The 13026-nt window shown below is 71.4% G+C and carries 12 protein-coding genes; 2 read left to right on the plus strand and 10 right to left on the minus strand.

Going from position 1 to position 13026, the window contains the following annotated elements; all coding sequences use genetic code 11:
- Nucleotides 1–95: 95 nt before the first annotated feature.
- The gene (locus tag ACWD10_RS36780; protein WP_451098064.1) at nt 96–908 is read left to right on the plus strand and encodes an SURF1 family protein; all 813 of its coding nucleotides are present in this window, start codon (nt 96–98) and stop codon (nt 906–908) included.
- Nucleotides 909–1097: 189 nt separating this feature from the next.
- Here the strand turns inward: ACWD10_RS36780 and ACWD10_RS36785 are convergent, their stop codons facing one another.
- The 7 genes from ACWD10_RS36785 to ACWD10_RS36815 all read right to left on the minus strand — a co-directional run bounded on the left by ACWD10_RS36785 (nt 1098) and on the right by ACWD10_RS36815 (nt 7892).
- Nucleotides 1098–2531: a hypothetical protein gene (locus ACWD10_RS36785; protein WP_451098065.1), complete on the minus strand. Its 1434-nt coding sequence runs from the start codon at nt 2529–2531 to the stop codon at nt 1098–1100.
- Nucleotides 2528–3100 carry a SigE family RNA polymerase sigma factor gene (locus ACWD10_RS36790; RefSeq protein ID WP_451098075.1) on the minus strand — a complete coding sequence of 191 codons (573 nt, stop codon included), beginning with the start codon at nt 3098–3100 and terminating at the stop codon, nt 2528–2530. The genes ACWD10_RS36785 and ACWD10_RS36790 overlap by 4 nt, the downstream gene beginning before the upstream one ends.
- A 422-nt stretch (nt 3101–3522) precedes the next feature.
- Nucleotides 3523–4605: an aspartate-semialdehyde dehydrogenase gene (locus tag ACWD10_RS36795; RefSeq protein WP_451098066.1), complete on the minus strand. Its 1083-nt coding sequence runs from the start codon at nt 4603–4605 to the stop codon at nt 3523–3525.
- The gene (locus tag ACWD10_RS36800; RefSeq protein WP_451098067.1) at nt 4605–5888 is read right to left on the minus strand and encodes an aspartate kinase; all 1284 of its coding nucleotides are present in this window, start codon (nt 5886–5888) and stop codon (nt 4605–4607) included. The genes ACWD10_RS36795 and ACWD10_RS36800 overlap by 1 nt, the downstream gene beginning before the upstream one ends.
- 220 nt (nt 5889–6108) lie before the next feature.
- Nucleotides 6109–6849 carry a DUF5063 domain-containing protein gene (locus ACWD10_RS36805; RefSeq protein WP_451098068.1) on the minus strand — a complete coding sequence of 247 codons (741 nt, stop codon included), beginning with the start codon at nt 6847–6849 and terminating at the stop codon, nt 6109–6111.
- Nucleotides 6842–7441, minus strand: coding sequence for a recombination mediator RecR (recR, locus tag ACWD10_RS36810; protein WP_451098069.1), 600 nt, complete (start codon nt 7439–7441; stop codon nt 6842–6844). The genes ACWD10_RS36805 and recR overlap by 8 nt, the downstream gene beginning before the upstream one ends.
- A gap of 106 nt (nt 7442–7547) precedes the next feature.
- Nucleotides 7548–7892, minus strand: a complete 345-nt coding sequence (locus tag ACWD10_RS36815; RefSeq protein WP_451098070.1) for a YbaB/EbfC family nucleoid-associated protein — start codon at nt 7890–7892, stop codon at nt 7548–7550.
- Between the two features lie 317 nt (nt 7893–8209).
- Between ACWD10_RS36815 and ACWD10_RS36820 the strand changes: the two genes are divergently transcribed.
- A complete protein-coding gene (locus tag ACWD10_RS36820) occupies nt 8210–9001 on the plus strand; it encodes an SLATT domain-containing protein (protein WP_451098071.1) in 792 nt (263 codons plus the stop codon).
- A 327-nt stretch (nt 9002–9328) separates the two neighbouring features.
- On the opposite strand, the gene ACWD10_RS36825 is transcribed toward ACWD10_RS36820, so the two are convergent.
- The 3 genes from ACWD10_RS36825 to ACWD10_RS36835 all read right to left on the minus strand — a co-directional run.
- Nucleotides 9329–9979 (minus strand): hypothetical protein, encoded by a 651-nt coding sequence (locus ACWD10_RS36825; RefSeq protein WP_451098072.1) that lies wholly within the window; start codon nt 9977–9979, stop codon nt 9329–9331.
- Nucleotides 9980–10032: 53 nt separating this feature from the next.
- Complete coding sequence (locus ACWD10_RS36830; RefSeq protein WP_451098073.1) at nt 10033–12789, minus strand: dolichyl-phosphate beta-glucosyltransferase; 2757 nt, start codon at nt 12787–12789, stop codon at nt 10033–10035.
- Nucleotides 12790–12791: 2 nt separating this feature from the next.
- On the minus strand, nt 12792–13026 hold a 235-nt coding region (locus ACWD10_RS36835; protein ID WP_451098074.1), incomplete at its 5' end, for an FCD domain-containing protein.

Below are 13026 nucleotides of genomic sequence, written 5' to 3' on the forward strand. Positions count from 1 at the left end.
GCCTCTGCCTCTGCCTCTGCCTCTGCCTCTGCTGGCGAGGGTGTCGGCCGGGGCCGCCCGTTCCGCACGGTGCGGTGGGTCGTACCTTTGGGGATGTGTATCGGTTTCTGCTGACTCCGCGGTGGTGGGGGATCAACCTCTTCCTCGTGCTTGCCATTCCTTTCTGCGTGTTCATGGGGTCGTGGCAGCTCGGGCGGTTCGAGGACCGGGTCGAGAGCCATCGGACCGCCGAGAAGGCGAGCGAGAACGCCGGGCGCGAGGCGCCCAGGCCGCTCGGTGAGCTCCTTCCCGTGGACAAGGAGACCTCGGGCAAGCGGACCACGGCGACCGGGCACTGGGATCGGCAACTGCTCGTGCCGGGCCGGGAGTTGGACGGGAAGCGCGGTTTCTACGTGCTCGGTCTCCTGAAGACCGACGGCGGTGGCAAGGCGCTGCCGGTCGTACGGGGCTGGCTGCCCGGAGACGCCGGGAAGGCCGGGAAGGCGAAGGTCCCGGAGCCGCCCGCCGGGGAGGTCACCGTGACCGGTGCGCTTCAGGCCTCGGAGAGCGCGGGCAGCGACGGGGTGACCGCCGGGGGCCTGCCCGAGGGCCAGCTGGGGATGATCAGCGCGGCGTCGCTCGTGAACGTGGTGCCGTACGACGTGTACGACGCCTGGGTCACCGCGGACAAGGGCGTCGACGGGATGACCGCGGTGCCGCCGAGTGCGCCGGAGGGCAGCGGGCTCGACCTCAAGGCGTTCCAGAACCTCGGGTACACCGGCGAATGGTTCATCTTCGCCGGGTTCGTGGTGTTCATGTGGTTCCGGCTCTTCCGGCGGGAGATCGAGCTAGCGCGGGACGCGGAGCTCGGGCTCGTACCGCCGCAGGCCGAGCACGGCGAGGACAGGGTGACGTCCGGCAGGGCCTGACCTCCCGGTCTCCCTCCGGCGCCGGCAGGGCCTGACGTTCCGGTCCCCCTCCTGGGCCCCGAACCGCCGAAGCCTCGGGTCACCCGAGTCACCCGAGTCACCCGGAGCACCGCACGCCTACGGAGCCCCCGGAACACCCCAGCCCTACGAAGCACCCGGAACACCCGGAACACCCGGAACACCCCAGCTCTACGAAGCCGCCAGAACCTCCGTCCGGTAAATCGTCCCCGCGCAAGCATTCGGGATCGTGGTGTCCGCGCTGGGGGCGCCCGGTTCCGCGGTGTGGGTGAGGGTGACGCTGCCGCTCTGTTGGCCGTCGTCGGCGGCTGCGGCCCGGGGTTCCTCCTGGGCTCCCTGCTCCGTGCCGCCGCTGGCGCCGTCCGACGGGGTCGGGCTGGGGTCCGGGGAGGCGCCCGTGCCCTGGCAGGACTCCGAGGGGACCCAGGCGAACTTCACCTCGTACGCCGCACCGGGCTCGAGGACGAGTTCCGAGGACGTCTCGGACGGGGCGGGCAGCCCGGTGGCCGGGTCGCCCTCGGTACGGTCGGCCACGCTGATCTTGGACGCGTCCGCCGCGCCCTGTGCCGCGAAGACGACGGAGCCGGAGCCGCGTACCGCACAGACCTCGCCGGAGGTGTTGACCACGCGGAAGGCGCCGTAGACCTTGCCGTCGGCGTCCGGCGGCGCGGTGCTCCCGGTGGCGTTGCCGAGCTCGGTCGCGCTGCACGCGGCCACGGTCGCGGCGACGCTGGGGGACGGGTCGGCGCCGCTGGAGGGTTCGTCGGCCGAGGGTCCCGCCGTGCTGCCAGCGCCCCCGCCCGGCTTGTCGCCCTTGTCCTTGCCACGCTCGTTCTGCTTGCCCGTGGACTTGGCGCCCCCTTGCGTGCCCTCCTCCGGGTCCGTGCCCGCACCCTGGCCGCCCGGCACCTGCGAGGTGTGGCCGACCGCGGTCGAGGGGCCCGCCGTGTCCGGACTCTTGGTGACGTGAACCAGGGCCGGTACCGCGGTGCCGAGGAAGAGCGCCGCGGCCGCCACGCCTACGACAACCTGCCGCCTGCGGGCCCGGCGGGCCGGAACCTCGTGGCGCAGCCGGTCGAGCGCGGCGTCGGCGGGCTCCAGGTCCTGGACCGCGCCACGCAGCAGGCGACGCAGGGCGAGTTCGTCGGGGGCCAGGTCCTCCGGCGCCGGTTCGCTGCCCGAAGCCGAAGCCGAAGCCGAGGCCGAGGCCGGGCCGGGGTCACTCTGATCGGCCCGATCCAGCTGATCCCGCTGATCCGGCCGATCCCCCTGATCCGGCTGGTCCGCTCGGTCCTGTCGGTCCTGTCGGTCCGCCCATGCGTACGAGGGATCCTTCGCCCATCCCGGGAGCTTCGCGGTCGTGTCCCCCACCCCGCGCTCGCCCCGCTGGCTCCCCGGCTCATCCGGTTCGTTCGGCTCATCCGGCTCGTTCGGCCCGCTGTTCACCGCTTCGTCCCTGCCGTGCTGATGTTCGTAATCCCCGTAATCCCCGTGATCCGCGTGATCCCCGTAACCGCCGTAACCGCCGTAACCGCCGTAACCGCCGTAACCGCCGTAACCGCCATCGTCGCCGTGGTCGCCGCGGCCCGGCCCCCGGCCGCTCATGTCGCCGCCTCCATGGCGATGCGCAGGGCCGCTATGCCGCGGGAGCCGTACGCCTTCACCGAACCCAGGGATATGCCGAGCGTCTCGGCGACCTGGGCCTCGGTCATGTCCGCGAAGTACCGCAGGACCAGGACCTCGCGCTGGCGGCGCTGAAGCCCGCGCATTGCCTTGATCAGGGCGTCCCGCTCCAGCTGGTCGTACGCGCCCTCCTCCGCGCTCGCCATGTCCGGCATCGGCTTGGAGAGCAGCTTCAGGCCGAGGATGCGGCGGCGCAGCGCGGACCGGGAGAGGTTCACGACGGTCTGGCGGAGGTACGCCAGGGTCTTCTCGGGGTCGCGGACGCGCTTGCGCGCGGAGTGCACGCGGATGAACGCCTCCTGGACGACGTCCTCGCACGACGCGGTGTCGTCGAGGAGCAGCGCGGCGAGCCCGAGCAGGGAGCGGTAGTGCGCGCGGTAGGTCTCGGTGAGGTGGTCGACGGAGGTGCCCGAGGCCATGGCGTCGTCAGTGCCCTCGCGCTGGGACGGGATGGCCGGCCGTGCCGCGGGCATGGGCGCGATCACCGGCATGCCCCCGCGCGGCGGTCGTACGGCCGCGCGGCCCGCATGGGGGTGGACGATCGTGAAGTCGAGTACCTCTGCCACGTCTGTTTGACACGCTTCCCCCCGTCAGGGTTGTACGCGGGAGGCGGTACAGATGCAGTGTGCGGTGGTGACCATGACGGTTCATTAGATATCGCCATACGTAACCGCTCCTCCCCTATGCCCCAATTGACGCGGCGCCTCGGAGGGCGACCCCAAAGACGCGCTCCGCGTGGTGTGCGGTTCCAGGAAACGGGGGGCGACTTCCTCGCCCCCGGCCTCTCTGACCGCGTCGGCCACAACTTACACAGGGGCTGCACATGCGCGCCGCACAGGTCGTAGGCAATCGAAGCAGTCAGGTGCCCACAGCGGTAAGACGTGCCGCTTCAGGCCCCGCCCCAGGCCCCGCCTCAGGCCCCGCCCAAGTCTCCCGCCACCAACTCCGCGATCTGCGCGGTGTTCAGCGCCGCCCCCTTGCGCAAGTTGTCGCCGCAGACGAAGAGTTCGAGGCCCGTGGGGTCGTCGAGGGTACGGCGGACGCGGCCGACCCAGGTGGGGTCGGTGCCCACCACGTCGGCGGGGGTCGGGAACTCGCCCGCGGCCGGGTTGTCGAAGAGGACGACGCCGGGGGCGGTGGAGAGGATCTCGTGGGCGCGGTCCACGGTCACCTCGTTCTCGAAGCGGGCGTGGACGGTCAGCGCGTGCGTCGTGATCACCGGGACCCGTACGCAGGTCGCGGTGATCGGCAGGTCGGGCAGGCCGAGGATCTTCCGGGACTCGTGGCGGACCTTGAGCTCCTCGGACGACCAGCCGTCGTCCTGGAGCGAACCGGCCCACGGCACCACGTTCAGGGCGATGGGCTCGGGAAAGGGCCCGGTGGCGTCGCCGACGGCGCGGCGTACGTCGCCGGGTGAGGTGCCGAGTTCCGTACCGGCGACGAGTTTCAGCTGTTCGCGCAGCGCCGCGACGCCCGCGGCACCGGCGCCGCTGACCGCCTGGTACGAGGAGACGACCAGCTCACGCAGGCCGAACTCGGCGTGCAGCGCCCCCACCGCGACGATCATCGAGAGCGTCGTGCAGTTGGGGTTGGCGATGATGCCGCGCGGGCGCACCCGGGCCGCGTGCGGATTGACCTCGGGCACCACGAGCGGTACGTCCGGGTCCATCCGGAAAGCGGCGGAGTTGTCCACGACCACGGCGCCCTTGGCGGCGGCGATGGGCGCCCACTGAGCGGAGACCTCGTCGGGTACGTCGAACAGGGCGAGGTCCACACCCTCGAAGCAGTCCTCGCTCAGCGCGACGACCTCGACCTCCTCGCCGCGCACCGTGAGCTTGCGCCCGGCGGAGCGCGCGGAGGCGAGAAGCCGGATCTCGCCCCAGATGTCCGCGTGCTGGGACAGGATCTGGAGCAGCACCGCGCCGACGGCGCCGGTCGCCCCGACCACGGCAAGGGTCGGGGCGGACCGGCGGGTGCCGTCGCCGGGCCGGGTCATCAGCGGCCCGTGCCTCCGTAGACCACGGCCTCATCGGAGTCGCTGTCCAGGCCGAAGGCGCTGTGCACGGCGCGCACGGCCTCCTGGACGTCGTCCTCACGCGTGACGACCGAGATACGGATCTCCGAGGTGGAGATCAGCTCGATGTTCACGTTGGCGTCGCTGAGCGCCTCGAAGAACTGGGCGGTGACGCCCGGGTTGGTCTTCATTCCGGCGCCGACCAGGGAGATCTTGGCGACCTGGTCGTCGTAGCGGAGCGAGTCGAAGCCGACGGTCGGCTTGATCTTCTCAAGGGCGCCGGTGGCCTTCTTGCCGTCCGTCTTGGGCAGCGTGAAGGAGATGTCCGTCAGGCCGGTGGAGGCCGCCGAGACGTTCTGCACGACCATGTCGATGTTGATCTCGGCGTCCGCGATGGCGCGGAAGATCGCCGCGGCCTCGCCCGGCTTGTCCGGGACCCCGACGACCGTGACCTTGGCCTCGGAGACGTCGTGTGCGACTCCGGAGATGAGGGCGTGCTCCACCTGCTGCTCCCCTTGCTTGCTGTGCGGCGGCTCATTGCTGACCCAGGTCCCGGGGAGCCCCGAGAAGGAGGACCGGACGTGGATCGGGATGTTGTAACGGCGGGCGTACTCGACGCACCGGTGCAGGAGCACCTTGGAGCCGGACGCGGCCAGCTCCAGCATGTCCTCGAAGGAGATCCAGTCGATCTTGCTGGCCTTCTTCACGACCCGCGGGTCGGCGGTGAAGACGCCGTCGACATCGGTGTAGATCTCACATACGTCGGCGTCGAGGGCGGCCGCGAGGGCCACCGCCGTGGTGTCGGAACCACCGCGACCGAGCGTGGTGATGTCCTTGCTGTCCTGGCTGACGCCCTGGAAACCGGCGACGATGGCGATATTGCCCTCGTCGACGGAGGTCCGGATCCGGCCCGGCGTGACATCGATGATGCGCGCTTTGTTGTGGACCGAGTCGGTGATGACACCTGCCTGGCTGCCGGTGAACGACTGGGCCTCGTGGCCCAGGTTTTTGATTGCCATGGCCAGCAGGGCCATGGAGATCCGCTCTCCCGCGGTCAGCAGCATGTCGAGCTCGCGCCCGGCAGGGATCGGCGATACCTGCTCGGCGAGATCGATCAGCTCGTCCGTCGTGTCGCCCATCGCGGAGACCACGGCAACCACCTGGTTGCCGTTCTTCTTGGCCTCAACGATGCGCTTGGCGACCCGCTTGATGCCCTCGGCATCGGCTACGGAGGAGCCTCCGTACTTCTGCACGACAAGGCCCACGTGCGCTCCTCGCTCAATTCAAATCGGCGGTCGGCTCAGTCTAACGAGCGGGCCGTTTACGCCCCGTTTGTATCGCATCATGAGATGTCCCGCTCACAACGTGATCACGGGTCGGTCCGGCCCGCTCCGGAATGGCACCTGCCCGCTGCGGAGCGGCCCACTCCGGAAAGTGGCCTACCTCACGGCCAGGGCGGTCGGGTCAACGGCCAGGGCGGTCGGGTCAGCGGACGGTGTCGCGCAGCCCGAGCGGGCCCGCGAGCTCCTCCGCCATCACCTTGCCCGCCTCCTCGGCCAGCTCCTCCTCCTCGCCCAGCTCCTGGTCGGTGTCCAGACCGTCCAGCTCTTCGAGCGGCTGGTTCAGGCGTACGTGGGCGACGAGCGACTGGAGCGCGCGCAGGCAGGCCGAAGCGGTGGAACCCCAGTTGGAAAAGTACGAGAACTGCCACCACCACAAGGCCTCGTCGGTGCGGCCCTCGCGGTAGTGCGCCATGCCGTGCCGCAGATCGGTGACGACATCCGCCAGGTCGTCCGAGATCCGGTGGGCGACGGGGGCCTTGCGGGGCTCGTACGGGTCGAAGACCTCGGAGTAGACGTCGATCGGGTCGAGCAGCTCGGCGAGCCGCTCGCGGAGCTCGTCGACATCGGCCTCCGGGCCCAGGTCGGGCTCGTACCGCTCGTCCGGGACGATGTCCTCGTGGGCGCCCAGGCGGCCGCCGGCGAGGACGATCTGGGAGACCTCGAGGAGCAGATACGGAATCGCCGAGTCGGGCTCGTCGCCGCGCGCCACCTCGGCGACGGAGAGCAGGAAGCTTTCGACCTGGTCGGCGATCTGGACGGCGAAGTCGTCGGGGCTGGTGTCCCGCCGCGTTCCGGTCGTCGTGCCCTTCGGGCCGTTGCTCTTCGACGTGCCGCCGGATTTCGCGGCCTCCGCCTGGGAGGTCCGCAGCGTGGTGTCAGACATCGAGAAGTCGTCTCCCTTCGAAGGCACGCCCCAGCGTGACCTCGTCCGCGTATTCGAGGTCGCCCCCGACGGGCAAGCCGCTGGCCAGGCGGGTGACCTTGAGGCCCATCGGCTTGATCATGCGCGCGAGGTACGTGGCCGTGGCCTCGCCCTCCAGGTTCGGGTCCGTGGCCAGGATCAGCTCGGTCACCGTGCCGTCCGCGAGCCGGGCGAGCAGCTCCCGGATCCGCAGGTCGTCCGGGCCCACGCCCTCGATCGGGCTGATCGCGCCGCCGAGCACGTGGTAGCGGCCACGGAACTCGCGGGTCCGCTCGATCGCGACGACGTCCTTCGGCTCCTCCACGACACAGATCACCGACGGGTCGCGGCGCTGGTCGCGGCAGACCCCGCACTGCTCCTCCTGCGCGACGTTGCCGCACACCGCACAGAAGCGGACCTTGTCCTTGACCTCGAGAAGCGCGTGCGCGAGCCGGCGTACGTCGGCGGGCTCGGCCTGCAGCACGTGGAAGGCGATCCGCTGCGCGCTCTTGGGACCGACGCCGGGCAGCCTGCCCAGCTCGTCGATGAGGTCCTGGACCACGCCTTCGTACAACGGACTGCCTTCCTTTTACTTCCCTGGTACGTACGGTAGTTGGTGCGCCGGGCCCGCAGAAGGTCCGACCCGGGACCCGCAGCAGGGCCGGGCCCCGGAACCGGCCTCAGAAGGGCAGACCCGGGATTCCGCCGCCGCCCAGGCCCTGGGCGAGCGGGCCGAGCTTCTGCTGCTGTAGCGCCTGCGCGTTCTCGTGGGCCGCCTGGACCGCGGCGACGACCAGGTCGGCGAGGGTCTCGGTGTCCTCCGGGTCGACCGCCTTCGGGTCGATGACGAGGCCGCGCAGTTCGCCGGAGCCCGTGACGGTGGCCTTGACCAGGCCGCCGCCGGCCTGTCCGTCGACCTCGGTCTGCGCCAGTTCCTCCTGCGCCTTCGCGAGGTCCTCCTGCATCTTCTGGGCCTGCTGGAGCAGCTGCTGCATATTGGGCTGCTGGCCACCACCGGGAATCACGATCAGCTCCTGGCTCTCCGACTGCTTGCTGCGCGTACGGGGCCGTGTTTCCGCGTGCGTACGGCGTACGCGGGCGGGGTTTCCCGCCTGGCACGAGCCTACGTGTTCGGGGGGCCGAGCGCTCCAGCACTCTTTCGAGTGAGGAAAGTCGTAGCCCTATACCTGATCAAGGCCCACTTCCGGGCGGAAAAGCGTCGAAACAGGGATCATGCCCACCCATTGGGCGGTAGGAAGGATGCTGCACAACTGTCCCAGGAGTACCAGTCGAAACCCAGCCGTACGCCGTACGCGCGCCGTACCAGTCGAGGGAGTGCCGGGTGAGCCAGCCGGAGATGCAGCCCGAGGGGCCACGCCCGGGCGAGGGTTCGAACGCCGGGGGCAACGGTATGGGCGGTACGAACGGTACGGGCACCGCCAAGAGCCGGGACGGGCGCGGCGGGGACCTCACCGGGCGGCCGTTTCCGCTCGGCGACTGGGGTGAGCCCGCGGAGCGGCTCGACGAGCTGTACCGCTTCGTGGAGGACAACGCGCTGCGCACCGCACGCTGGTACCTGGCGGACCGCGCCTGGAAGCGGCGGGCCGCGCGGGGGCTGCGGGCCGGGTCGGCGGCCGGGGCGGTGGCCGGGGGTGTGCTGCCGTTGCTCGACCTGACGTCGTCGCTGGTGGACGGGGTGGCGGCGTGGGGGTATGTGGCGCTGCTGCTCGCGGTGGCCTGTGTGGGGTGCGACCGGTACTTCGGGCTCACCTCGGGCTGGATAAGGGACGTGGCCACGGCACAGGCCGTGCACCGTCGGCTCCAGGCGCTCCAGTTCGACTGGGCGTCGGAGAGCGTGCGCGAGGTGCTCGGGCCGACGGAGGGGACGGCGAGCGAGGCGGCGGAGCGGTGCCTGGGGGTGCTGCGGAAGTTCTCGGAGGACGTGACGGAGCTGGTGCGCGCGGAGACGACGGACTGGATGGTGGAGTTCCGCTCCGGCCCCGCGCCGCTGGTAATGCAGTCAGCGGTGCCCTGCGGGGCGGGGCGGGTCGAAGGTCCACCGCCCGCACGCGCCCCGCTGCCCCCGGGAGCCCGGCCGAACATGCCGCGGCAGCGGCCACCGGAGCCACGGTGAGGCTGTTGCGTTGCCCCGTGCCGGGGTGCTGTGGGTCGCACGTATGCGCACCCTGCGCCGGGGCGCTGTGCCCACCCTTCCCCAAGCTCTCAACTTCGTTCGAGCAGGGGAGACCCCACTCGCCCTGCGGAACGACTGCCCACAGCAGGGAGAACGACTGCCCCACAGCGGGGAGGGCATATCAGCCCGTCCGGCGTTTGAGGACGACGCCCGTTCAGGGCGGACAGGGGGGCTGGGGGCGGGAGCCCCCCCACGCGGCGTTAGCCGCATATCGACACAGCCGGGAAGGGGCGGGGCAGGGGCAAAGAAAGCCCCCGGAAGGCCCCGTCAGCTGAAGACGAGCATCGAGCCCTGGCCCAGGCTTCGGGTCGTGGCCGCGTGGAGGCCCAGCCAGACGTGGCGTTCGCGGGCGAAGGGGCTGTCGTCCGGTGGGAGGGGAGCGGCCGGTTCCTCCAGGGACGTGGGGCCCGGCGGGGCGGCCGGGGCCGCCGGAGGGTTGGCCGGGTCGATGCCGATCGACGGGGCCACGTATTCCAGTTCGCGGAGCAGACCCTGGATCGAGCCCAACGGCCCCCCACCCGCGAGGAGTTCGTCGTTCGTCAGCGGCGCGGGGAAGTCCACGGGCACATACGCCCCGGCGTGGTCGTAGTGCCAGACCAGGTGGGACTCCTTGGCCGTCGGCTCGAACATCTCCAGCAACTGCTCGTAATCCCCGCCCAGTTCATCGACCGGCGTGACCGCGAGCCCGCAGAGTTGCAGCAGATACGCCCGGCGCAGGAAATGCAGCGCGTCGTAGTCGAAGCCCGCCACGGGGGCCACGTCGCCCGACAGGCCGGGCATGTAGGAGAAGACCGGGACCGGGGGCAGACCCGCGTCGCCGAGTGCCTTGTCGTAGAGCGCGAGCTCTTCCGCGAAGGGGTTGTCGGGGCTGTGGCACAGCACGTCGACGAGGGGGACCAGCCATAGGTCACAGGCCAAGAGAGCTCCTCGGGCAGACTCATCCAGGGCGGCGTTCCAGGCAGCGTAGTGCCCTATCGGGGGTTCGTACCCCTCGTCCCCAGGTCCCAGACCCACACCCCGTCCACCCACCGCGGCCGCTCGCCGAGCAGGCGTTCCACGGTGACGCGCAGCGCCGTGTCGTTCGGCTGCGGGGCCAGGACGACCGCGCCCGCCTTCCAGTACGCCAGGTCCGCACGGGCCTGCTCCTGCCAGGCGCGGCTCAGCTCCGGGACCCGGCCCGAGTAGCGCACGTCGCGCAGCAGGTTGGAGGTGTGCCGCGGCGCGGCGCCGTAGATGCCGATGCGCTCCTCGCCCCAGGGGCCGTTGAAGTAGCCACCGGGCAGCTTGAACCCGAGGCCATCCGCGCCCGCCGACTCCCCGTGCAGGACCTCCGTCTGCCAGTGCAGCGGCTCCGCGTTGCCCGGGTCCGGGAGCGGCACCGGGACCAGTGACTCACCCGCGGCCGTGTCGACGTACGACGCCCAGGTGCCGCGCGTGAAGAAGTCCGGGACCGGAATGCGGTCGACCGCCGGGTACGGCGTCGGCGCGATGGGCAGCAGCGCCGCCGCCACGGCCACGAGCCCGGCCGCCCCAGCCGCTGCCCGCCGGGGCCAGGCCGTGTCGTCAAACTCCCGCCTGCCCCGCGGCGCCTGGCACGCACGCGCGCGGCGTTGCCGGAGCGGCCACGTGACTCCGCCACGCGGGCGCCCCGGCGCCTTGCGATCGCCGCACCAGCTTCCCCCGCTCTCGGCTTCGCTCGAGCGGGAGGTGCCCCCGGCGCGGCCGCCCTTCGGGCGACGACGCGAGTTCGAAGACAGGGCCCGGGGCCGGGCGGCAGCGCGCAGTCCGTCCACCGCGATCGCGACCAGCGCACCGAGCACGGGCGCGCAGATCATCGCCACCCGCGACTCGATCACCGACTCGAAGAGAGGCTGGTGCGTCAGCAGCCGCCACGGCCCCGGCACGACCACATCCGTGAGCGGGATGCGGAACTCCGCCCCCAGGGACAGGACCGCGGCCGCCACCGCCGTGAACCCGAGCGCCTTGACCACCGGGCGCCCCCAGAGGCGTACGACGATCGCGAAGGCGAGGGCGACGAGTGGCCAGCCGTAGAAGGCGTTCTGCTCGGTGACGTTCAGGGCGAGCTTGTCGGCCTGCTCGGCGTTGCCCGCGAGCGAGCGCGCGGCGAAGGAGAGCAGCGCGAGCGGGCTGTTCGCCGGGCTTTTGCCGCTCCCCGAGTGCAGCACCGAGTGGTAGCTCTGCGGCCCGAAGAACTGCCAGTACAGCGGGAACGCCACCAGCGGCAGCGCCGTCGCCACCGCGATCGCGAGGCCCTTGCCGAGCGGCCGCCAGGCGGCCCGTGCGACATCCCTGCGTACGACGGCGTAGGCCGCGGCGAAGAGCAGCATGCCCATCGCCGCGAGCAGCAGCGGCTCCTCGCCGAGGAAGATCTGGTACGTCGCCATCAGGCCGAGGACGACGCCGTTCCTGACCACCCGCTGCCCGTCGCACAGGCGCAGCGCCCGGTCCACGATCAGCGGGATCATGAACAGGACCAGGAAGTTGGGGTGTGCGTTCCCGTGGCTGATCATCGGGGGCGCGAAGGCGGCGAGGGCCGCGCCGACGGCGGCCGCGCCCCGTCTCCGTACGAGCCGTTTGCGCAGCAGCCAGTACCAGGCCACGGCGGTCGCGGCCAGGCCGAGCGTCATCACGAGCGCGAGCGAGACGGCCGGACCGAACGCCACGGTGACCGGCGTGAACGGCACGGACAGGCCGAGCATGACGGTGTTCGCCATCAGGTTCACGCCGTCCGGAAAGCCCTGTAGATCCGTGAAGAGCGGATTGCGCAGATGCGTCACGTTGGAGGCGGTGACCTGGAAGAACCACTCCCACTGGTTCTGGTCCTGGAGCGAGTCCGGCAGATAGCGGCCGGACGGGCCGGACGGGCTCAGCCACCGGTTCTTGTAGAGGAAGACGGAGAACAGCAGGAACAGCGCCGTGATGGCGACATCCCCGCGGCGCAGTCCCCGCACCCTGAGCCGGACCAGGTCCGCGAGGACCTTGGCGTAGTCGTACGGCCGTACCTTCGAACCCTCCTGGTGCGCCCAGCGGACCGGGACCTCCGCGATCGGCAGGCCCTGGCGGCGCAGTCGGCGGAGCACTTCGACGTCGATGGTCCAGCCGTCGAGGCGGGAGTCCGCGAAGGCGGCGCGGGCGCTGTCGCCGTCGAAGAGCTTGAAGCCGCACTGGGTGTCTCGGATGCCGGGCACCGCGACCGCCCGTATGACGAAGTTGCCCGCGCGGCCGAGGAGTTCGCGCAGCTTGTGCTGGTGGGTCTCGATGACGGCGCCGGGCATGGCGCGGGAGCCGATGGCGGCGGCGTACCCGGCGGCGAGCTCCTTGTCGAGGCGGTCGAGCTCCTCGATGGGGGTGGCCAGGTCGGCGTCGGTGATCAGGACGCGGCGGCCGTACGAGGCGAGCACGCCGCGGCGCAGCGCGTGGCCCTTGCCGCGGTTGCGGCCGCCCGGACCGGCCGTCAGGAGCGTGATGCGGGGGTCGGCGGCCGCGGCCTCGGCGGCGAGTTCGCGGGTGGCGTCGGTGGAGCCGTCGTCGACGACGATCAGCTCCCAGGGGCCCTGGCCGCTCCCGTCGAGGTGGGCGCGGACGGCGTCGAGGGTGGGGCCGAGCCGGTCCTCCTCGTTGTACGCCGGGATGACCACGGAGAGGTCGATCTCGTGGCCCGGCGGCCCGGCCTCCGCAACGGGCTCGGGCGCGGGCTCGGGTGCCACGGTCACCCCAGGGCCAGCCGCTCGACGAGTGCGAGGGAGTGCGTGTTGTACTCCGCCACGATGGCGTGCGCCCGCGCGGCGTCCTGGCACGCGACCGCCTCGACGAGCTCCGTGTGGCGGCACCACAGGCGGCCCTTGAGGTCCGGGGCGCGGCGCAGATGCGGCACCACGAAGACCCACGCCTGGACGCGCAGCCGGTGCAGGAAGTCCGCGAGGTACGGGTTGCCGAACAGGCCG

This window comes from Streptomyces sp. NPDC002851 (assembly GCF_053591935.1).

Coding starts and splice junctions, on each gene's coding strand:
- ACWD10_RS36785 (WP_451098065.1), bottom strand. CDS start 2,531: ATGAGCGGCCGGGGGCCGGGCCGCGGCGACCACGGCGACGATGGCGGT.
- ACWD10_RS36790 (WP_451098075.1), bottom strand. CDS start 3,100: ATGCCGGTGATCGCGCCCATGCCCGCGGCACGGCCGGCCATCCCGTCC.
- ACWD10_RS36795 (WP_451098066.1), bottom strand. CDS start 4,605: ATGACCCGGCCCGGCGACGGCACCCGCCGGTCCGCCCCGACCCTTGCC.
- ACWD10_RS36805 (WP_451098068.1), bottom strand. CDS start 6,849: ATGTCTGACACCACGCTGCGGACCTCCCAGGCGGAGGCCGCGAAATCC.